At 60.0% G+C, this 19,108-nt stretch carries 19 protein-coding genes; 8 read left to right on the plus strand and 11 right to left on the minus strand.

The genetic code is table 11. The annotated features are described in order from the left end of the window. Positions 1 to 81 precede the first annotated feature (81 nt). The 3 genes from ACKLNA_RS24000 to ACKLNA_RS24010 are packed head-to-tail and all read left to right on the plus strand — an operon-like array spanning position 82 to position 2,869. The gene (locus ACKLNA_RS24000; protein WP_085732867.1) at positions 82 to 1,395 is read left to right on the plus strand and encodes a C4-dicarboxylate transporter DctA; all 1,314 of its coding nucleotides are present in this window, start codon (positions 82 to 84) and stop codon (positions 1,393 to 1,395) included. 49 nt (positions 1,396 to 1,444) lie between these two features. Next, positions 1,445 to 2,149 carry a FadR/GntR family transcriptional regulator gene (locus tag ACKLNA_RS24005; RefSeq protein ID WP_085712210.1) on the plus strand — a complete coding sequence of 235 codons (705 nt, stop codon included), beginning with the start codon at positions 1,445 to 1,447 and terminating at the stop codon, positions 2,147 to 2,149. 24 nt (positions 2,150 to 2,173) lie between these two features. Continuing rightward, positions 2,174 to 2,869, plus strand: coding sequence for a GntR family transcriptional regulator (locus ACKLNA_RS24010; RefSeq protein WP_408987298.1), 696 nt, complete (start codon positions 2,174 to 2,176; stop codon positions 2,867 to 2,869). A gap of 13 nt (positions 2,870 to 2,882) precedes the next feature. On the opposite strand, the gene yjiA is transcribed toward ACKLNA_RS24010, so the two are convergent. The 3 genes from yjiA to ACKLNA_RS24025 form a co-directional block, all read right to left on the minus strand. Then, entirely contained in the window at positions 2,883 to 3,854 is a 972-nt protein-coding gene (gene yjiA, locus ACKLNA_RS24015) for a GTPase (RefSeq protein WP_408987299.1), read from the minus strand. A gap of 89 nt (positions 3,855 to 3,943) precedes the next feature. Continuing rightward, a complete protein-coding gene (locus ACKLNA_RS24020; RefSeq protein WP_003228401.1) occupies positions 3,944 to 4,141 on the minus strand; it encodes a YbdD/YjiX family protein in 198 nt (65 codons plus the stop codon). 15 nt (positions 4,142 to 4,156) lie between these two features. Next, entirely contained in the window at positions 4,157 to 6,223 is a 2,067-nt protein-coding gene (locus ACKLNA_RS24025; RefSeq protein ID WP_408987300.1) for a carbon starvation CstA family protein, read from the minus strand. 159 nt (positions 6,224 to 6,382) lie between these two features. Between ACKLNA_RS24025 and ACKLNA_RS24030 the strand changes: the two genes are divergently transcribed. Then, a complete protein-coding gene (locus ACKLNA_RS24030) occupies positions 6,383 to 6,751 on the plus strand; it encodes a PilZ domain-containing protein (protein WP_248743707.1) in 369 nt (122 codons plus the stop codon). Here ACKLNA_RS24030 and radA read toward each other — a convergent pair whose 3' ends face one another. Together radA and katB are read right to left on the minus strand one after the other, a co-directional pair. Continuing rightward, positions 6,752 to 8,119, minus strand: a complete 1,368-nt coding sequence (gene radA, locus ACKLNA_RS24035) for a DNA repair protein RadA (protein WP_114885656.1) — start codon at positions 8,117 to 8,119, stop codon at positions 6,752 to 6,754. 143 nt (positions 8,120 to 8,262) lie between these two features. Continuing rightward, positions 8,263 to 9,804 carry a catalase KatB gene (gene katB / locus ACKLNA_RS24040; protein WP_408987301.1) on the minus strand — a complete coding sequence of 514 codons (1,542 nt, stop codon included), beginning with the start codon at positions 9,802 to 9,804 and terminating at the stop codon, positions 8,263 to 8,265. A gap of 284 nt (positions 9,805 to 10,088) precedes the next feature. Here katB and mscL point away from each other — a divergent pair, with 284 nt between their 5' ends. Beyond that, entirely contained in the window at positions 10,089 to 10,502 is a 414-nt protein-coding gene (mscL, locus tag ACKLNA_RS24045) for a large-conductance mechanosensitive channel protein MscL (RefSeq protein WP_119430125.1), read from the plus strand. A 32-nt stretch (positions 10,503 to 10,534) separates the two neighbouring features. On the opposite strand, the gene ACKLNA_RS24050 is transcribed toward mscL, so the two are convergent. After that, positions 10,535 to 11,311 carry a ferredoxin--NADP reductase gene (locus ACKLNA_RS24050; protein WP_408987302.1) on the minus strand — a complete coding sequence of 259 codons (777 nt, stop codon included), beginning with the start codon at positions 11,309 to 11,311 and terminating at the stop codon, positions 10,535 to 10,537. A 321-nt stretch (positions 11,312 to 11,632) separates the two neighbouring features. Between ACKLNA_RS24050 and ACKLNA_RS24055 the strand changes: the two genes are divergently transcribed. Both ACKLNA_RS24055 and ACKLNA_RS24060 read left to right on the plus strand, forming a co-directional pair. Continuing rightward, positions 11,633 to 12,346 (plus strand): autoinducer binding domain-containing protein, encoded by a 714-nt coding sequence (locus ACKLNA_RS24055; RefSeq protein WP_408987303.1) that lies wholly within the window; start codon positions 11,633 to 11,635, stop codon positions 12,344 to 12,346. A gap of 164 nt (positions 12,347 to 12,510) precedes the next feature. Continuing rightward, positions 12,511 to 13,635, plus strand: a complete 1,125-nt coding sequence (locus ACKLNA_RS24060) for a methyltransferase (RefSeq protein ID WP_408987304.1) — start codon at positions 12,511 to 12,513, stop codon at positions 13,633 to 13,635. A gap of 69 nt (positions 13,636 to 13,704) precedes the next feature. On the opposite strand, the gene ACKLNA_RS24065 is transcribed toward ACKLNA_RS24060, so the two are convergent. The 3 genes from ACKLNA_RS24065 to ACKLNA_RS24075 are packed head-to-tail and all read right to left on the minus strand — an operon-like array spanning position 13,705 to position 16,377. Then, a complete protein-coding gene (locus tag ACKLNA_RS24065) occupies positions 13,705 to 13,872 on the minus strand; it encodes a DUF2474 domain-containing protein (RefSeq protein WP_134828172.1) in 168 nt (55 codons plus the stop codon). 57 nt (positions 13,873 to 13,929) lie between these two features. Beyond that, entirely contained in the window at positions 13,930 to 14,937 is a 1,008-nt protein-coding gene (gene cydB, locus ACKLNA_RS24070; RefSeq protein WP_408987305.1) for a cytochrome d ubiquinol oxidase subunit II, read from the minus strand. 3 nt (positions 14,938 to 14,940) lie between these two features. Beyond that, positions 14,941 to 16,377 carry a cytochrome ubiquinol oxidase subunit I gene (locus tag ACKLNA_RS24075; protein WP_085712222.1) on the minus strand — a complete coding sequence of 479 codons (1,437 nt, stop codon included), beginning with the start codon at positions 16,375 to 16,377 and terminating at the stop codon, positions 14,941 to 14,943. Positions 16,378 to 16,777: 400 nt separating this feature from the next. Here ACKLNA_RS24075 and ACKLNA_RS24080 point away from each other — a divergent pair, with 400 nt between their 5' ends. Next, on the plus strand, positions 16,778 to 18,016 hold the full coding sequence (locus ACKLNA_RS24080) for an MFS transporter (RefSeq protein ID WP_408987306.1): 1,239 nt from the start codon (positions 16,778 to 16,780) through the stop codon (positions 18,014 to 18,016). 5 nt (positions 18,017 to 18,021) lie between these two features. On the opposite strand, the gene ACKLNA_RS24085 is transcribed toward ACKLNA_RS24080, so the two are convergent. Both ACKLNA_RS24085 and ACKLNA_RS24090 read right to left on the minus strand, forming a co-directional pair. Continuing rightward, complete coding sequence (locus ACKLNA_RS24085) at positions 18,022 to 18,573, minus strand: DJ-1 family glyoxalase III (protein WP_408987307.1); 552 nt, start codon at positions 18,571 to 18,573, stop codon at positions 18,022 to 18,024. A 66-nt stretch (positions 18,574 to 18,639) separates the two neighbouring features. Beyond that, positions 18,640 to 19,089: a DUF4879 domain-containing protein gene (locus tag ACKLNA_RS24090; protein ID WP_408987308.1), complete on the minus strand. Its 450-nt coding sequence runs from the start codon at positions 19,087 to 19,089 to the stop codon at positions 18,640 to 18,642. Positions 19,090 to 19,108: the final 19 nt, after the last annotated feature.

Raw genomic sequence — 19,108 nt, forward strand, 5'->3', positions numbered from 1 at the left:
ACCGGTAAGACCACAATAATTAAGTCCTGAATCTGATGCGCCCCGCGCACGGCAGCCAGGACACCGACCAGGATTCCTCCCATGCTCAGATGGTGCTCGCGTTCAATCTTCCTCCAAGTGGTTCTCGGACTGGTGCTCGGCATCGTCTGCGGGCTGACCCTTCCTGAATATTCGGCCCAGCTCAAACCGCTCGGCGACGGTTTCATCAAACTGATCAAGATGCTCATCGGCCTGATCGTGTTCTGCGTGGTGGTCAGCGGCATCAGCGGCGCCGGCGACCTGAAGAAGGTCGGACGCATCGGCCTCAAGTCGGTGATCTACTTCGAAGTGCTGACCACCATCGCGCTGGTGATCGGTCTGGTGTTCGCGTTCAGCACCGGGATCGGCAGCGGCGCCAACATCCATCTGGAGCAGCTGTCCGCCGCTGACATGGGCGACATCGCCGAACGCGGCCAGCACATGCACACCACCACCCAGTTCCTGATGGACCTGATCCCGACCTCGGTACTCGGCGCCTTCGCTGACAACAACATCCTGCAAGTGCTGTTGTTTTCTGTACTGTTCGGCAGCGCGTTGAATCTGGTGGGCGAGGCGGCATCCGGAATCTCGCGGCTGATCAACGAGCTGAGCCATGTGATCTTCCGCATCATGGGCATGATCGTGCGTCTGGCACCGATCGGTGTGTTCGGTGCCATCGCCTTCACCACCAGCAAATACGGCCTCGACTCCCTGCAACATCTGGGCAGTCTGGTCGGCCTGTTTTATCTGACGTGCATCGCTTTCGTCAGCGTGATTCTCGGTCTGGTGATGCGCGCCTCCGGCCTGCGCATGTGGCCGCTGCTCAAGTACCTGCGCGAAGAACTGCTGATCGTCATGGGCACCGCATCCTCCGACGCCGTGCTGCCGCAGATCATGCGCAAACTGGAACACCTGGGCATCGGCAGCTCCACCGTCGGGCTGGTGATTCCGACCGGTTACTCGTTCAACCTCGACGGTTTTTCGATCTACCTGACCCTGGCCATCGTGTTCATCGCCAACGCCACCGGCACGCCGCTGGCCATGACCGATCTGCTGACGATTCTGCTGGTGTCGCTGATTACCTCGAAAGGCGCCCACGGTATTCCCGGTTCGGCGCTGGTGATTCTCGCCGCGACGCTGACGGCCATCCCGGCGATTCCGGTGGTCGGTCTGGTGCTGGTGCTGGCGGTGGACTGGTTCATGGGCATCGGCCGGGCGCTGACCAACCTGATCGGCAACTGCGTCGCCACCGTGGCCATCGCCCGCTGGGAAAAGGACATCGATGTGCAACGGGCGAACAAGGTGCTCAACGGCGAGCAGGGCTATAACTTTCAGCCGAGAAAAACGGCCGCTCAAGCGGCGGCCAAAGAATTCTGAATGACCGCCGTGCCTGCGCAAATGCAGGCACGGCTCATGGAGCGAACACGTGATTACTACATCAACCGTCGTCAACTCAGTGGTCGAAAAACTCCGGGCCGCCCTCGCCCGTGGCCAGTGGCGCTCCGGCGAGATGCTGCCGGGCCAGCGCGAACTGGCCGAACAACTGGGCATCAGCCGCCCGAGCCTGCGCGAAGCGGTGATCGTGCTGGAAACCCTCGGCCTGGTGCGTTCGATGCCGGGCAAAGGCGTGGTGGTGCTCGACGCCCAGGCCAGTGACAGCCAAAGCCACGACAGCGCCGTGGCCGGTGCCAGCCTCGAAGACGTGCTGCAACTGCGCTACACCCTCGAACCGTTCATCGTCGGTCTGGTGGCGCAGTCGATCAGCAGCAAGGAAGTCGGGCAACTGCGCCTGACTTTGATGGACATGCGCGAGGCCCTCGAAGCCGGCGACAGCGAGGCCGGGGTCAGCGCCTACATCGCCTTCCACGAAGAACTGTTCACCCTGACCTCTAACCCGATTTTCCAGAGCGTGGTGCAACAGACCAGCAACGCCCTCAAACAAAGCGCCGAAGTGCTGCGCAACTCGCCTGAACATCTGGCCGAACGCCTAGAGGAAAACGAAGCCGTGGTGCGCGCGATCCGCAGCAAGAACAGCGCTCAGGCCAGCGCCGAAATGCGCCGGCACATCCTGCGTGAAGGCCAGCGCATGGGCATCGAACTGAATATTCCGGATGACAACCTGAACACCTGAAACGCCTCACACTGGAGACCGGCCATGAACAGTCTTGCCACGCCGTCGCACCCTCGCCAGACCTCGGCGGCCCTGCCCTTCTCCCGCCTGCAAGCGCCGGTGGAGGATCTGTATCCGCGACTGTTCGACGCAATCCTCGAACAGCGCCTCGATGCCGCCAGCCGTTTTACCGAAGAGAGCCTGAAGCACATGTTCGGTGTCAGCCGCGCCGATGTGCGTCGGGTGCTGACCCAACTGTCCCATGAGCAGATCATCGTGCTGCGGGCCAACCATCGACCACGGGTTGCCGCACCGGACGCCGAGCAGACCCGTCAGGCCTTGCACGCCCGGCGTCTGGCCGAGAACACGCTGGTGCGACTGGCTTGCCAGCATGCGCAGGCTGAAGATCTGAAGCGCCTGCGAACCTTGATCGAACGCGAGCGCCAGGCTGTGGATAAAGACCGACGCGGGGCGGCGATTCGCCTGTCCGGGGAGTTTCATTTGCAGTTGGCGAACATGGCGGGGAATGCACCGTTGGCGCATTTTCTCGGCACTCTGGTGCCGTTGACCTCACTGGCGATTGCGCGATGCACTGAAACCACGCACAGCTGTTGCGGCTGGCAGGATCACGCCCGGATCGTCGAGGCGATCGAGCGTGATGACGCCGCCGAGGCGGTGTCGCTGATGAACCGTCATCTGGATCATCTGGAACAGACGATTCTCAGCGGTTCCATGCACTGAGACAGCGGCGGACTCAGTTCGCCGCTACCCTGGCAAACCCCGCCCGGATTTTCTCTTCCGGCAAATCGTCGGCGATAAACACGATCACGCTTTCCCGCGCCTCGCCTTCCGCCCACTCGGTGTCCCAGTCGAAGCCATACAACTTCAGTACACCCTGGAACACCAACCGCCGATCTTCCCCGGCGATGTTCAGCACGCCCTTGTAGCGCAGCAGTTGCTTGCCGTGTTCTTCCAGCAATTCGTTCATGAACTCGCTGAGCTGATCGATATCCAGCGGCTGATCGGTACGCAGCACCAGGCTGGAAATCCGGTCGATGGACGGCGCCTTGCTGACCGGCCGCAGACTCACCCCGCCGCCCAGATCGGCATTCAGGTTGAAACCGCGCACATCGAGCAATTCGGACAGATCGATATTGCCGTGTTCGACCACGCGGATCGGCGCACGACGGTTGATGCGCGTCAGGCGCTCGCTGAGCGCGGTGAATGCGGCCTCGTCCACCAGATCGGTCTTGCTCACCAGCAAGCGGTCGGCGAAACCGATCTGCGCCTGGGCGATGGTCTGGGTCAGGTGCAGCTCGGCGTGAGCGGCATCCACCAGGGTAATGATGCCGTCGAGCAGGTAACGCTCGCGCAGTTCTTCGTCGATGAAAAACGTCTGCGCCACCGGGGCCGGGTCGGCCAGGCCGGTGCACTCGATGACCAAGCGATCAAAGGCGATTTCGCCGCTGTCCAGCCGTTCGAGCAACAGGTACAGGGCTTTGGTCAGGTCAGTGTGGATGGTGCAGCAGACGCAGCCGTTGGCCAGGGTCATGACCTGCACCGGCTCGTCGCCCAGCAGTTGGGTGTCGATGCCGGCGTCGCTGAATTCGTTTTCGATCACGGCGATTTTCAGACCGTGCTCGGCTTTCAACAGATGACGCAGCAAGGTGGTCTTGCCGGCGCCGAGGAAACCGCTGAGCACCGTGACCGGGATGGGAGAAGACAAACTCGATCTCCTTCAATTGCACAAATAAAAATGGGAGCAGGCCGAAAGACCTGCTCCCACCTCACTTCTGGTGAACCGCGATCAGCGGCTCAACAGCACTTCGGCCCACCCTTGCCACCGTAACGGGCTTCCTGACGTTCGCGAAAGAACATCTCGTAGCTCATCACCGGTTTGTCCGGGTGCTTGGTTTGCATATGCTCGACGTACGTGTCGTAGTCGGGCATGCCGACCATCAGGCGCGCGGCCTGACCGAGGTATTTACCGAGGCGACTCAGGTCATTGAACATGGTGCAATCCTCTGGTTACGCGTCCGGCAGGGCCTGGAATGGCGATTCTTTATCCGTACGCTCTTTTTTGCCCCAGGCAGCGATGCCGACCTTGAGCGCATAGAACAGGATGCCGAATACCACGAACAGGAACAGCGCGGTCAGCGTTGCGTTGGTGTAAGCGTTGAAGATCACGTGCTGCATCTGCTCGACGCTCTTGGCCGGTGCTATCACTTGCCCTGCGGCCAGTGCATCGCTGTACTTCTTGGCCAGCGACAGGAAGCCCACGGCCGGGTTGGCGTCGAACAGCTTGATGAAGCCTGCGGTCGTGGTGCAGATCAGCAGCCAGGCGGCTGGCAGCAGGGTGACCCAGATGTAGCGCTGGCGCTTCATCTTGATCAGGACCACGGTGCCGAGCATCAGCGCGATACCGGCCAGCATCTGGTTGGAGATACCGAACAGCGGCCACAAGGTGTTGATGCCGCCCAGCGGATCGATCACGCCCTGATACAGCAACCAGCCCCACATCGCCACACAACCGGCGGTGGCGATCAGGTTGGCGGTCCAGGATTCGGTACGTTTCAGTGCCGGTACGAAGGAGCCGAGCAGATCCTGCAGCATGAAGCGCCCGGCACGGGTGCCGGCGTCTACTGCGGTCAGGATGAACAGCGCTTCGAACAGGATCGCGAAGTGGTACCAGAACGCCATGGTGTTTTCACCCGGCAGGACACTGTGCAGTATCTGCGCGATACCGACCGCCAGGGTCGGGGCACCACCGGCACGGGCCAGAATGGTGGTTTCGCCGATGTCGTGCGCTACCGCTTGCAGCGCATCCGGGGTAATTGCAAAACCCCAGTTGCTGACAGCGGTCGCCACGGCCACCACATCACCGCCGACCACGGCAGCCGGGCTGTTCATGGCGAAGTACACGCCCGGCTCGATCACCGAAGCGGCAACCATGGCCATGATCGCCACAAACGACTCCATCAGCATGCCGCCGTAACCGATGTAACGGGCGTTGGTTTCGTTATCCAGCAGCTTCGGCGTGGTGCCGGACGAGATCAGTGCGTGGAAGCCCGATACCGCACCGCACGCGATGGTGATGAACAGGAACGGGAACAGACCACCCTTCCATACCGGGCCGGTGCCGTCGACGAACTGGGTCAGCGCCGGCATTTTCAGCTCGGGCATGGTGACCAGGATGCCGATCGCCAGGGCGATAATGGTACCGATCTTCAGGAACGTGGACAGATAGTCACGCGGGGCGAGGATCAGCCAGACCGGCAACACAGCGGCAACGAAGCCGTAACCGATCAGCATCCAGGTGATTTGCACGCCGGTGAAGCTGAAAGCCTTGGCCCACACCGGGTCAGCGGCAATCTGCCCACCGAGCCAGATCGAGCCGAGCAGCAGAATCACGCCGATCACCGAGATCTCGCCGATGCGGCCCGGGCGGATGTAGCGCATATAGATGCCCATGAACATCGCGATCGGGATGGTCGCCATCACGGTGAAGATGCCCCACGGGCTCTCGGCCAGGGCTTTTACGACGATCAGCGCCAGCACCGCGAGGATGATGATCATGATCAGGAAGCAGCCGAACAGGGCAATGGTGCCGGGGATGCGGCCCATTTCTTCACGCACCATGTCGCCCAAAGAACGACCGTTGCGACGGGTGGACATGAACAGGACCATGAAGTCCTGCACCGCGCCCGCCAACACCACGCCGGCGATCAGCCACAGCGTGCCGGGCAGGTAACCCATCTGCGCCGCCAGTACCGGGCCGACCAGTGGTCCCGCGCCGGCGATGGCCGCGAAGTGGTGTCCGAAGAGAATGTGTTTGTTGGTCGGCACGTAGTCCAGACCGTCGTTGTTGAGCACGGCGGGGGTGGCCCGGCGTGGATCGAGTTGCATCACATTGTTAGCGATGAACAGACTGTAGTAACGGTACGCAACCAGATAAATGGCCACCGCGGCGACCACGATCCACAAGGCGTTGATCGCCTCGCCTCGGCGCAATGCCACTACGCCCAGGGCGCACGCTCCTACGATTGCCAGCACTAGCCAGGGTAAGTGGCGCAGCGGGCTATTATTATTTTTCATTTTATTATTCCAGCCAGGGTGGACAAGAAAGACAGCCACCCCGAGTTTAGCGCTACTGGCGGCAAAGGCCATACCCCGACATTGGTCGGACGCCCTGCCTGACTGGCAACACTCGACGTGGCGGGTCTATAGTCAGCGAACCGTCCAGAGGATTGCGCCATGAGCGAGCACCCGTCCGAGCGTCGCCGCTTCAAACGTATCGCGTTCGATGCCAGAACCGAATTGAGCCAGGGCGAGTACATCTGGCCGGTGAAGCTGATCGACCTCTCGCTCAAAGGGCTGCTGATCGAACGGCCGGAGCCGTGGCTGGGGGATGAAACGCAGGACTTCAACGTCGACATTCACCTGAGCGACGACACCGACATCCAGATGGATGTGCAACTGGCGCACGACAATCACGGCCAGTTGGGCTTCCAGTGCCGGCACATCAGCCTGGAATCGATCCAGCGCCTGCGTCGCCTGATCGAGCTCAACCTCGGGGATGAGGCCGAGCTCGAACGGGAGCTTGGGGCATTGATGGAGCTTTGATCACTCGAAGAGTGAATCCAGCGCCTGCTCCAGGCGCGTCACCGCAATGATCTGCAACCCTGCCGGCGCTTCCTTCGGCGCGTTGCCCTTGGGCACGATCGCGCGCTTGAAGCCGTGCTTGGCGGCCTCCTTCAAACGCTCCTGACCACTCGGCACCGGGCGCACTTCGCCAGACAGGCCGACTTCACCGAACACCAGCAGATCGTGGGGCAACGGACGGTTGCGCAGGCTCGACATGACGGCGGCCATCAACGCCAGGTCGGACGCGGTCTCCAGCACTTTCACCCCGCCGACCACATTGAGGAACACATCCTGATCGTGGGTCGGAATGCCGCCATGCCGATGCAACACCGCCAGCAACATCGCCAGACGGTTCTGATCCAGACCCAGCGTCACCCGACGCGGATTGGCCAAGTGACTGTCATCCACCAGCGCCTGGACTTCCACCAGCATCGGTCGGGTGCCTTCCCACGTTGCCATCACCACGCTACCCGGGACTTCCTCCTGAGCGCGGGTGAGAAAAATCGCCGAAGGATTGGAGACTTCTTTCAGGCCCTTGTCGGTCATGCCGAACACGCCCAATTCGTTGACCGCGCCGAAACGGTTTTTCACCGCCCGCAGCAGGCGCAACCGGCCATCGGACTCGCCTTCGAAATACAGCACGGTGTCGACCATGTGTTCCAGAACGCGCGGGCCCGCCAGTGCGCCTTCCTTGGTTACGTGGCCAACGAGGAAAATCGCCGTGCCGCTTTGCTTGGCGTAGCGCACCAGCAACGCCGCACTTTCGCGCACCTGGGACACGCCGCCCGGTGCAGATTGCAGTTGTTCGGTGAAGATCGTCTGGATCGAGTCGATCACCATCACCTTGGGTTTTTCCTGGCGGGCGGTGGCGATGATGGTTTCGATGCAGGTTTCGGTCATGACCCGCAGTTGATCCTGCGGCAGCCCAAGTCGACGTGCGCGCATGGCGACTTGTTGCTGGGATTCCTCGCCGGTGACGTACAGCGCCGGCATGCTCTTGGCGAGGTTACACAGGGTCTGCAGCAGAATCGTCGATTTGCCGATGCCGGGATCGCCGCCGATCAGCACCACCGAACCGTCCACCAGACCACCGCCGAGCACTCGGTCGAGCTCGCCGGAGGCTGTGGAAAAACGCGGAATCTCTTCGATGCTGACTTCGGCCAGGGTCTTGATCTGGGCCTGCTGCCCGGCCCAGCCGGTGCGCCCGCTCGGGGCGGCGGCACCGCCGCTCTCGACCATGGTTTCGGTCAGGGTGTTCCAGGCGCCGCATTCGCCGCACTGCCCGGCCCACTTGGGAAAGGTTGCGCCGCACTCGGTGCAGCCGTACATGCGCTTGGCCTTGGCCATCTGAACCCCCGGCAAAAACCGCGATGATAACGCAGCCTTCACCGATCAGCGCGGCGCAGCGGTACGGATTTCCCCGCTGGCCAGACGCGCGGCGCTGTTGTCGATCAAATCCCGGCGATTGCCGGGGTTTGAAAGGGGCACTGTCAATCGACCAGTTTGGCCGCCAGCGCCTTGACCCGATCCAGGTCACCCTTGGCCACTTTGGTCACACCGGCGCCGTACTCCGGATCGGCCTTGTAGAGGAAGGAAAGCATGATGTGCTTGCTCTCGTCATCGGCGCTTGCCAGCGAACCGCCGAAACTCTCGATCAGATCCTGGCGCTCCTTCTTGCTGAACGAGCGATACAGATCACCGGCCTGCCTGAAGTTCTGTTCGCGCTGGATCTTCGCCTGTTGTGTGCTGCCCTGCAGAGCGGTCTGGCTGTATCGCGCACCTGGCGTTTCTTCACGCGGGTGCAGACGGCTTGGCTGGTAGTTGACACCCGAATGGCTCGCGCCGGTGTTCATCGCGCCATCCTGATTGCCATTATTGACGGCGGTTTTGGCAGCATTGATCGGCAATTGCAGGGCATTGGCGCCAAGGCGATACATCTGGGTGTCGGCATAGGCAAATATCCGGCCTTGCAGCAGACGGTCTTCAGATGGCTCGATTCCCGGCACAACATTCGAGGGTGCCATGGCCACTTGTTCAGTTTCCTGGAAGACGTTCGAAGGATTACGGTTCAAGACCATTTGTCCAACTTTTCGCTCCGGAATACCGGGCCAGATCTTGGTTGCATCAAGAGGATCGAAATCAAACTTTGACAAGTCTTGCGGTTTCAGAACCTGAATGTACAAGTCCCACTTCGGAAAGTTGCCATTGTAAATATTTGTTACCAAATCATTGGTCATATGACTGTAATCACGACCCTGAACTTTCGCGACCTGCTTTGGATCGAGGTTTTTTATCCCCTGCAAACTTTTCCAATGAAACTTCACGTAATGCACATCGCCTTTGGCATTGATCAGCTTGTAGGCGTGCACACTGTTACCGTCCATCTCCCGATAACTGGCCGGGGTTCCGGAGTTGGAATACAACTCGGTCAAGGTGCGGGTAGCTTCCGGTACATGGGAGAAGAAATCGAAGCGGCGCGAGTCATCGTCCAGGTTGGTGCGCGGATCGGGCTTGAAGGCATGCACCATGTCCGGGAATTTGATCGCATCGCGGATGAAAAACGTCGGGAAGTTGTTACCCACCAGATCCCAATTGCCATCGGCAGTGTAGAACTTGGTCGCGAACCCCCGTGGGTCACGCAGGGTTTCCGGGGAGTGGTTGCCGTGAACCACCGCAGAGAAACGCACGAACACCGGAGTGACCTGGCCGACAGAGAACACCCTGGCCTTGCTCAAATCACTCAAGTCGTTGGTCGCGGTGAACGTGCCATGAGCACCGGTACCCCGGGCATGCACGACGCGTTCGGGAATGCGTTCGCGGTCGAAGCGTTGCAGCTTCTGGATCAGTTGCACGTCCTGCAACAGTACCGGGCCGTTGGCGCCGGCAGTTTGCGAGTTCTGGTTGTCGCCAACCGCCGCACCGTTGTCACGGGTCAGCGGTGCGGCATTCACGGAAAGGGTCAACAGACCGGCGGCCAATACGCCGACAGTACGGCGATAGGGAATAATCCCTGAACCAAGTGTGGAATTCATTTCAGGTTCCTCTGTTTTTTGAGGCGCATCCAGGTGCGCCAGACAGAGGCTAGAAGCTCGATTCGCCAAACCTAAATAGAAAGATCACAACGCCGTGATTGAATATTTTTTCTTCGGAATCAGCGGCTTGAGGCGTATTCCGCGCGCGATTAGTGGCACTTTGCAAACTAATTGCGAATTGATGTGTCGATAAAAACGGGCTTTGTAAGAAGGTGTTGCGCGCAGGACGCGTTTTGCTGATTTACACTGCGTACACCAAACTCATCTGTAACAAGGAAATAACTATGGGCGTGCTCAGCGAGTTCAAGGCCTTCGCGGTCAAAGGCAATGTGGTCGACATGGCCGTCGGTATCATCATCGGTGCGGCCTTCGGCAAAATCGTGTCGTCGTTTGTCGGTGATGTGATCATGCCGCCAATCGGCCTGCTGATCGGCGGGGTGGACTTCAGTGACCTGGCCATCACCCTCAAGGCGGCTGAAGGCACAGCCCCTGCGGTAGTGCTGGCATACGGCAAGTTCATCCAGAGCATTCTGGATTTCATCATCGTCGCCTTCGCGATTTTCATGGGCGTCAAAGCCATCAACCGCCTGAAACGCGAAGAGGCCGTCGCTCCGACCCTGCCGCCAGTGCCAACCAAGGAAGAAGAGCTGCTGGGTGAGATCCGCGATCTGCTCAAGGCCCAGAACAACCGGCCTTGAAGACTGAAACGGCGCCTGGAGGCGCCGTTTCCTTACCAGTAGTTTTCCACCGCCACCTGCCCTGGCCGCCGCGTCAGGCTGAGGCTCATGCCCCGCTCTTTGAGCAGTGCCCGGGTGTCATCGATCATCTGTGGATTGCCGCAGAGCATGACCCGCGAATGGGCTGGATCCAGTGCCACACCTGCCGCCTGCTCCAGCTCCCCGTTTTCGATGAGGGTGGTAATGCGCCCGTTCAGGGCTCCGGCATGTGACTGGCGCGTCACCACGGGGATGAACTGGAACTTGTGAGCGTACTCGGCCAGGTAGTCACGCTGCATGAGTTCGGCGATCAGCTGCTGATAAGCCAGCTCCCGCGCCTCCCGCACGCTGTAGACGAGGATGATCCGTTCGAATTTCTCCCACACTTCAAAGTCCTGCAGGATCGACAGAAACGGCGCCACCCCGGTACCTGTGGATAACAGCCAGAGATCCCGGCCGTCCACAAAACGATCCAGCGTCAGATAGCCGAAGGCCTGGCGGTCCACCAGCAACGTATCGCCTGCCTTGAGCCGGCTCAGCTCACTGGTGAACTCCCCGCCGGGCACCACGATGGAAAAGAACTCGAGGAACTCATCGAACGGCGAAGACACCATGGAATAGGCCCGCCATACCGTAGTACCGTCATCCTTGGTCACTCCCAGCCTGGCAAACTGCCCGGCGCGAAAGCGAAAGCCAGCGTCTCGGGTCGTACGCAATGTGAACAGGCTCGGAGTCAACGGCTGTACATCAAGCAAGGTCTGGCGACTGAATTTTTCTGCGCTGGCGGTCATCGGCAACTCCTTGGGCTATGACCATAGTGTCACGCAATGGTGTTTGATAAAAAACCTACAAACTGTAGTGATTAAACGCTCATTCAAGTTCCCAATGAGAAACTAACGCAAAAAATTACTGGCACACTGACACAATTCAGATCTTTAAATGATGAATTGCATTTAATAAATATATACGGCTAATCACAAACGATTAATTTAAGCCCACTGTAAGAGCAAAAAGTTCCAAACGCCTGGATAGGAAACGTCCTACACTCGTTTTCGTGCACGACTCTTGGATCCAAGATCGCACCCCTGCGGAAAATCTCGGAGAATCTTCAAATGGAAATTTGGAAGGAGTCGCAGATCAAGCAGCTGACTTTCGCCACGAGAGTCGACACTGCTTACCCGATTCTGCTGACATTTGCCAAAAACATAGGCTTCCAGTTTTGTGGAGTTTCAGTCAGCTCGCCTGATCGAAACACACTGCCAAAGCCCTTGCGTATCAATAACTACCCTCAAGCCTGGAATAAGCAATATGAAGAAGAAAAGCACTACGAATTTGATCCGGTAGTAGCACACTGCAACCATTCAATGCTGCCCATTACATGGAGCAAAGAACTATTCTCAAAAACACCAGAGTTGTGGGAGTCGTTAAAAGAACAGGGACTGGAACACGGCTGGTCGCAATCCTTTCATCACGAAGAAAGCGGTCTGTGCAGCATTCTCAGCCTGGCCCGGCCTCACTGTCCGATCACGTCGATCGAGTTGTACGAACATTTTGGCTATATGTTTTACGTCACCAGTCATCTGAGCGAATTGTTCGCCCGTACGCTTCCTTCGCGACCCGAGAAAGCCAAGCAGCCTCGTCTGTCTGCGCGGGAGATCGAAGTGCTGAAGCTCTGTGCGCTCGGCAAGACAGCCGAAGAAGTCGGGAAAATCCTGAGCATTAGCCCGCGGACCGCTTACTTTCATATTACTCAAGCAGCAGAAAAACTGAACGTCTGCAACAAGATTTCCGCAGTCATTGCTGCCGCCAAGGCCGGGATCATCTAGTCGCCCCCCTTAAATCAAACAAGTATTGCCGTCGAAAAAAAAGTACCATTTGCGACCTTCCTGAGTGATGACGCGTATCTTCGCGCCGCTGTCCACTCGGACGGTTCCGCCGCACGATACCCTGGGCCGCGGGACACCCGTCGATTACCCAGAGTCCCCGCCCCATGCCTTTGCTCGATACGCCCTTCGCCCAGCTTGATCTGATCCGCCAGCCCGAACAGCAGAACGAACCGCTGCAAGCCTTCGATGCGGCTGACGAATACCTGCTCAATCATCTGGCTGAACAGAATCTGCCGGTCGAGACACGGGTTCTGGTACTCAACGACAGTTTCGGCGCGCTGGCCATCAGCCTCTTGGGCAAAGTGCAGGTCAGCACCAGCGGTGATTCGTTCCTGGCGTTTCAGGGCCTGGAAAAGAACCTGTTGCGCAATGGCCAGGCGTTCGATGCTCTGCACGGCATTCCCGCCAGTGAGCCGTTGATCGGGCCATTCGACCGGGTGCTGATCCGTGTACCGAAAACCCTCGCGCTGCTGGAAGAACAACTGATCCGCCTGCAAGGTCAACTGGCGCCCGGTGCACAAGTTGTGGCGGCAGCGATGGTCAAACACTTGCCCCGTGCCGCCGGTGATCTGCTGGAACGCTACATCGGCCCGGTTCAGGCTTCGCTGGCGGTGAAGAAGGCACGCTTGCTGATCGCCACGCCCGAGGCCAAGGCACCGGCTGTCTCGCCTTATCCGACCCGTTATCGCCTCGACGAACCGGCCATCGAACTGCTCAACCACGCCAACGTGTTCTGCCGTGAAGGGCTGGACATCGGCACCCGCGCCTTCCTTCCACACCTGCCGAAAAACCTCGGCTCAGCGCGAGTCGCGGATCTTGGCTGCGGTAACGGCGTGCTGGCCATTGCCAGCGCCTTGCAAAACCCCGACGCGCATTACACGCTGGTGGACGAATCGTTCATGGCCGTGCAATCCGCCGCCGAAAACTGGCGCGCGGCGTTGGGCGAACGTGACGTAACCGTGCGCGCCGGCGACGGTCTGGCCGGGCAGGAAGCGCAGTCGCTGGACGTGGTGCTGTGCAACCCGCCGTTCCACCAGCAACAGGTGGTCGGCGACTTCCTCGCCTGGCGCATGTTCCAGCAGGCCCGCGAAGCGTTGGTCGTTGGCGGTGCGCTGTACATTGTCGGCAACCGTCACCTGGGTTATCACAGCAAACTGGCGCGGTTGTTCCGGGGTGTGGAGCAGGTCGCAGCCACGCCGAAATTCGTGATTCTCAAGGCACGCAAATAATCCGGGCAAAAAAAACCCTCCAGCCGGAGGGTCAAAAATCCGTGCCGCAAGGCGACGGGATGGGAAATTTCAGTGCGTGGTCAGGCCTGCGGCGTTCATGAACATGCGCATCAGGCTGGCGACGATGAACAAGGCACCGACGCTGCCGACCCAGATCATGGCCAGCCAGCCGAGCCGCTGCCACAGCGGCTTTTTTTCGGCTTCTTCAATGTCGTGCAGGGAGTGTTTGCCGCTCATGCTTGCATCCTCCGGTTGAGGGAGATGGCGCCGCGGTCGGCGCCATCGTGATCAGCCCTAGTGATAGCCGTCTTCATGGGTGACCTTGCCGCGGAACACGTAGTAGCTCCAGAAGGTGTAACCCAGGATGAACGGGATGATGAACAACGTGCCCACCAGCATGAAGCCCTGGCTCTGCGGCGGTGCGGCAGCGTCCCAGATCGAGATCGACGGCGGCACGATGTTCGGCCACAGGCTGATGCCCAGACCGCTGTAGCCGAGGAAGATCAGCACCAGGGTCAGCAGGAACGGCATGTAGTTGGCATTGCGTGCCACGGCGCGAGTCAGTCCGTACATCGTCACCAGCACCAGGATCGGCACCGGCATGAACCAGAACAGGTTCGGCATGCTGAACCAGCGTGTCGCGATTTCCGGGTGGGCCAGTGGCGTCCAGAGGCTGACGATGCCGATCACTGCCAACAGCACGAAGGCCAGCGGGCGCGCCAGGTCATGCATCTGCTCCTGCAGCTTGCCTTCGGTCTTCATGATCAGCCAGGTGCAACCGAGCAAGGCATACGCGACCACCAACGCAGCGCCGCAGAACAGCGTGAACGGCGTCAGCCAGTCCAGTGAACCACCGGCATATTGCCGGTTGACCACGGGCAAGCCGTCGATGAACGCGCCAAGCGCCACGCCCTGGAAGAACGTTGCCGCCACCGAACCACCGATGAAGGCCTTGTCCCACAAGTGGCGCTTGGCGTCTTTGGCCTTGAAGCGGAACTCGAACGCCACGCCACGGAAAATCAGCCCGATCAGCATGAAAATCAGCGGCAGGTAGAGCGCCGACAACACCACCGAATAGGCCAGCGGGAACGCGCCAAACAACGCCGCACCGCCCAGTACCAGCCAGGTTTCATTGCCGTCCCATACGGGGGCGACGGTGTTCATCATCACGTCGCGGTCGGTCTTGCCGGGGATGAACGGGAAGAGAATCCCGATGCCCAGATCGAAGCCGTCCATGACCACGTACATCATGATCCCGAAGATGATGATCACGGCCCAGATCAGCGGAAGATCAATACCCATGATTCAAATCTCCTTGGTCAGGCTGCGGTCGTGTTCGGCGCCATCATCGTCGGCAGCGGACAACGGACGGGCCGGTGTGCGTTTCTGGCCAGGACCACCGTCGTTGGTTTCCTTGCCTTCGTCGGTCTTCGGCCCTTTGCGCACCAGGCGCATCATGTAGCCCAGACCCGCACCGAACAGCGCGAAATACACCACCACGAACATGATCAGCGTGATGCTCATCTGCATGAAGCTGTGATTGGAGGACGCATCCGCCGTGCGCATCAAGCCGTAGACCACCCACGGCTGACGACCGATTTCCGTGGTGAACCAGCCCGCCAGGATCGCGATCAGGCCGGACGGCCCCATCCACAACGCCAGGTACAGGAACGGCCGCGACGTATAGAGCGTGTCGCGCTTGCGCAGCCACAGGCTCCAGAGGCCGGTGAAGATCATCAGGAAACCGAGGCCGACCATGATCCGGAACGACCAGAACACGATGGTCGAGTTAGGCCGGTCTTCAGGCGGGAATTCCTTGAGCGCCGGGACTTGCTTGTCCAGCGAGTGGGTCAGGATCAGGCTGCCGAGGTACGGGATCTCGACGGCATATTTGGTTTTCTCTTCTTTCATGTCCGGCCAGCCGAACAGGATCAGCGGCGTCGCTTCGTTACCGACGTTTTCCCAGTGGCCTTCGATCGCGGCGATTTTCGCCGGCTGATGCTTGAGGGTATTGAGGCCGTGGAAGTCGCCGATGACTGCCTGGATCGGCGCAACGATCAACGCCATCCACATCGCCATCGACAGCATGGTACGGATCGCCGGGTTGTCCTTGCCGCGCAACAGATGCCAGGCCGCCGACGAGCCGACGAAGAACGCCGTTGCGACGAACGCGGCAGTTGCCATGTGCATCAGGCGATACGGGAACGACGGGTTGAACACGATTGCCAGCCAGTCGGTCGGGATCACCTGACCGTTGACGATCTCGAAGCCCTGAGGCGTTTGCATCCAGCTGTTGGAGGCAAGAATCCAGAACGTCGAAATCAGAGTGCCGATGGCAACCATCACCGTGGCGAAGAAGTGCAGTTTGCGTCCGACCTTGTTCCAGCCGAACAGCATCACTCCGAGGAAACCGGCTTCGAGGAAGAACGCCGTGAGCACCTCGTAGGTCAGCAATGGTCCGGTGACGGAACCGGCGAAGTCCGAGAAGCGGCTCCAGTTGGTGCCGAACTGGTAGGCCATGACCAGCCCCGAGACCACGCCCATGCCGAAGTTGACGGCAAAGATCTTCGACCAGAAATGGTAGAGATCGCGGTAGGTGTCGTTGCCGGTTTTCAGCCACAGGCCTTCCAGAACCGCGAGATAGCTCGCAAGACCGATGGTGATTGCCGGGAACAGGATGTGGAACGAGATGGTGAACGCGAACTGGATTCGGGCGAGATCTAGTGCCTCTAAACCGAACATAAGCTTTCCTCTATCAGATAACGGTTCCAAGGCTGGCGGCCTTGAACCACTGCCCCCACGGGTATGGAGTGCGGCGAACTCGGATTCGTTCTTCTTTTTACAGGCATCGCGACGCAGGGAGTCTGCCGACGGGTCCGGGATCGGTTCCGCGAAGGGTCTTGATCTGGATCAATCAACGTAGAAAGAGTAGTCCCATTTCCGACGGGGAACCGCGTGGTCTTTTGCCGCGTGACAAGTTGCCTCACAGTTCTGGCAACGCCCTGAAATACATCCCTGGCCGGGTCAGGTATCCGGGTCCGGAAAAATCGATGTCTGGCTAACTAATTTTTTTGTCATAGCAACTTCCTGTTACAAACTGGTGATAATCTCGCGATTCCCCTCGATCAAGACCGGCCCGCAGATGCCCAGCCAAGAGCCCTTGCTGTTACGCCACCATCGTCCTTTCCTTGCGTTCTGGTTTGCCCGGATCTTCACCGCCAGCGGTTTCCAGATGCTCACCGTAGCCATCGGCTGGAACCTCTATCAACTGACCGGCAACGTGCTCGACCTTGGCCTGGTCGGTTTGGTGGAATTCGCCCCACGGGTGCTGTTCATGCTGCACACCGGCCACGTTGCCGACCGTTACGACCGGCGCAAGGTCGCAGCAATCTGTCAGTCGTTGCAGGCGTTGATCGCCCTGGCACTGGCCATCGGCAGCGCTACCGATCACGTCACCCGGGAAATGATCTTTATCCTGGCGTTCCTGCTCGGCGCCGCGCGCTCGTTCGAGATGCCAACGACTCAGGCCCTGTTGCCAAGTATCGTACCCAGCGCATTGTTCCCACGGGCGGTCGCCGCCGCGCAGTCGGCGCAGCAATCGGCAACCATCGTCGCCCCGGCGCTTGGCGGTCTGCTTTATGCCTTCGGCAGCGTCTGGGTGTATGGCCCGACCGTCGTTCTGTACGTGATTGCCTGCACGTTGATGCTCAACCTGCCCGCACGACAGACCCCGTTGAACAAGGGCAAGGCGACGCTGGACTCATTGCTGGCGGGGATTCGCTTTATCCGCAGCCGCCCGGACATCCTCGGCGCGATCTCGCTGGATCTGTTCGCCGTGCTGCTCGGCGGCGCCACGGCGTTGTTGCCGGTGTTCGCCAAGGATGTTCTGCTGACCGGTCCGTGGGGCCTCGGGTTGCTGCGTTCGGCGCCGGCGGTGGGGGCGTTGATGATGTCGCTGTTCCTGGCGCGCTTCGCCGTCGAACGCAACGTCGGCCGGGTGATGTTCACCGCTGTCGGCGTATTCGGTGTGGCCACCATTGCCTTCGGTCTGTCGACGTCGTTCTGGTTCTCGCTGGCGGTGCTGGTGGTGCTCGGCGCGGCGGACATGATCAGCATGGTGATCCGCGCCTCGTTCGTGCAACTGGAAACCCCGGACGAAATGCGCGGCCGGGTCAGCGCGGTGAACGGCCTGTTCATCGGCGCCTCGAACCAGTTGGGTGAATTCGAATCCGGCCTCACCGCCCACTGGTTCGGCACCGTGCCGGCGGTGGTGATGGGCGGGATCGGTACGCTGGTGGTGACCGGGACGTGGATCAAACTGTTCCCGACCCTGGCCAACCGCGACCGGATGCATGTGCCGGTGGAAGAGGTGAAGGCCTGACCCTCTCAGGCCAGCAACTCTCCCGCTACCTTCGATCTGGCGGCCTTGCCCGCCAGTTGCTCGACCAGCGTCAAGGCAAATGCCAGCGCGGCGCCGGAACCCTGGGCGGTGATGCAATTGCCGTCGACCACCACCGGTTGATCAACAAAGGTGCAACCGGACAATTGATGGCTGGTTGTGGGCAGGCAGGTCATGCGGCGTTGGCGTAATACACCGAAGCTTTGCAGGGCGACCGCCGGGGATTCGGCAATGGCGGCGAACAGGCGTCCAGCGCTGGCCTGGTCTTTGAGCAATTGTTGTAGAGGCTGGTGCGCGGCAAGGTGTTGTGCGCCGACCGCTCCGCCGGGCAGGACGATCAGGTCGAAGGTCTGGGCCAGCACATCAATGAGCATGCCGTCGGCGGTCAGTCGAGTGCCTCGGGCGCAGGTCAGCATGCGCCGTCCCTCGATGCTGGCCGCCATCACTTCGATACCGGCCCGACGCAGCACGTCGATCAAGGTCACGCTTTGCAGATCATCGATGCCCTCGGCGAAGGTAATCAGGGCTCTAAAGGTCATGGGCGCCATCCGCTGGGTGATCTTTAAAGCGTAGTCAGCTTTGCCCTGCCCTGTTCGCGGCAGCCGTTACTTGATGTAAAGCTGGGTCGACATGGTGTTGCGCGGAGCGTTGATCGAGGTATTGCTGAACGTGAAAGTGCCCTCCTGCCGACCGGCCAGATCGAAGGTATAGAGAGAGCCGACGGTTTTGCTGCCGGGCGTGCACTCGGTCAGATTGCCGTTATCAAAGGCGCATACCGGGCTTCGCGTGCCGTTTACTTCAAAGCCGTCCAGTGCAGCCTGGGGCTGGCTCTGGCCGTAGCCGATTTCCAGCACATAGACCTTGATGCCCGGGCCGCTGTGATCGCAACGGGTCTGCACCTGACCATCGGTAATGTCTTCGAGCCCGCAAGACGCTGACTGCACCTTGATGACTTTCACTTCGCTCAGTGGCGCCGCCGATGCCGCGAGCGCTGCGGGAGCCCCGGCCAGCAACAGTACGATCAATCCGCCAGCCTTCATCCAATGCTTGTTCATGCGATCCATTCCCCAAAAA

It is taken from the genome of Pseudomonas sp. UV AK001 (assembly GCF_046097675.1).
Lineage (GTDB): Bacteria > Pseudomonadota > Gammaproteobacteria > Pseudomonadales > Pseudomonadaceae > Aquipseudomonas > Aquipseudomonas kribbensis.

What these genes read in the sequence shown, in the direction of transcription:
- ACKLNA_RS24000 (WP_085732867.1), top strand. Translation starts at nt 82, where the DNA reads ATGCTCAGATGGTGCTCGCGTTCAATCTTCCTCCAAGTGGTTCTCGGA.
- ACKLNA_RS24010 (WP_408987298.1), top strand. Translation starts at nt 2,174, where the DNA reads ATGAACAGTCTTGCCACGCCGTCGCACCCTCGCCAGACCTCGGCGGCC.
- ACKLNA_RS24020 (WP_003228401.1), bottom strand. Translation starts at nt 4,141, where the DNA reads ATGTTCAATGACCTGAGTCGCCTCGGTAAATACCTCGGTCAGGCCGCG.
- ACKLNA_RS24025 (WP_408987300.1), bottom strand. Translation starts at nt 6,223, where the DNA reads ATGAAAAATAATAATAGCCCGCTGCGCCACTTACCCTGGCTAGTGCTG.
- ACKLNA_RS24030 (WP_248743707.1), top strand. Translation starts at nt 6,383, where the DNA reads ATGAGCGAGCACCCGTCCGAGCGTCGCCGCTTCAAACGTATCGCGTTC.
- radA (WP_114885656.1), bottom strand. Translation starts at nt 8,119, where the DNA reads ATGGCCAAGGCCAAGCGCATGTACGGCTGCACCGAGTGCGGCGCAACC.
- katB (WP_408987301.1), bottom strand. Translation starts at nt 9,804, where the DNA reads ATGAATTCCACACTTGGTTCAGGGATTATTCCCTATCGCCGTACTGTC.
- mscL (WP_119430125.1), top strand. Translation starts at nt 10,089, where the DNA reads ATGGGCGTGCTCAGCGAGTTCAAGGCCTTCGCGGTCAAAGGCAATGTG.
- ACKLNA_RS24050 (WP_408987302.1), bottom strand. Translation starts at nt 11,311, where the DNA reads ATGACCGCCAGCGCAGAAAAATTCAGTCGCCAGACCTTGCTTGATGTA.
- ACKLNA_RS24055 (WP_408987303.1), top strand. Translation starts at nt 11,633, where the DNA reads ATGGAAATTTGGAAGGAGTCGCAGATCAAGCAGCTGACTTTCGCCACG.
- ACKLNA_RS24060 (WP_408987304.1), top strand. Translation starts at nt 12,511, where the DNA reads ATGCCTTTGCTCGATACGCCCTTCGCCCAGCTTGATCTGATCCGCCAG.
- ACKLNA_RS24065 (WP_134828172.1), bottom strand. Translation starts at nt 13,872, where the DNA reads ATGAGCGGCAAACACTCCCTGCACGACATTGAAGAAGCCGAAAAAAAG.
- cydB (WP_408987305.1), bottom strand. Translation starts at nt 14,937, where the DNA reads ATGGGTATTGATCTTCCGCTGATCTGGGCCGTGATCATCATCTTCGGG.
- ACKLNA_RS24075 (WP_085712222.1), bottom strand. Translation starts at nt 16,377, where the DNA reads ATGTTCGGTTTAGAGGCACTAGATCTCGCCCGAATCCAGTTCGCGTTC.
- ACKLNA_RS24080 (WP_408987306.1), top strand. Translation starts at nt 16,778, where the DNA reads ATGCCCAGCCAAGAGCCCTTGCTGTTACGCCACCATCGTCCTTTCCTT.
- ACKLNA_RS24085 (WP_408987307.1), bottom strand. Translation starts at nt 18,573, where the DNA reads ATGACCTTTAGAGCCCTGATTACCTTCGCCGAGGGCATCGATGATCTG.
- ACKLNA_RS24090 (WP_408987308.1), bottom strand. Translation starts at nt 19,089, where the DNA reads ATGAACAAGCATTGGATGAAGGCTGGCGGATTGATCGTACTGTTGCTG.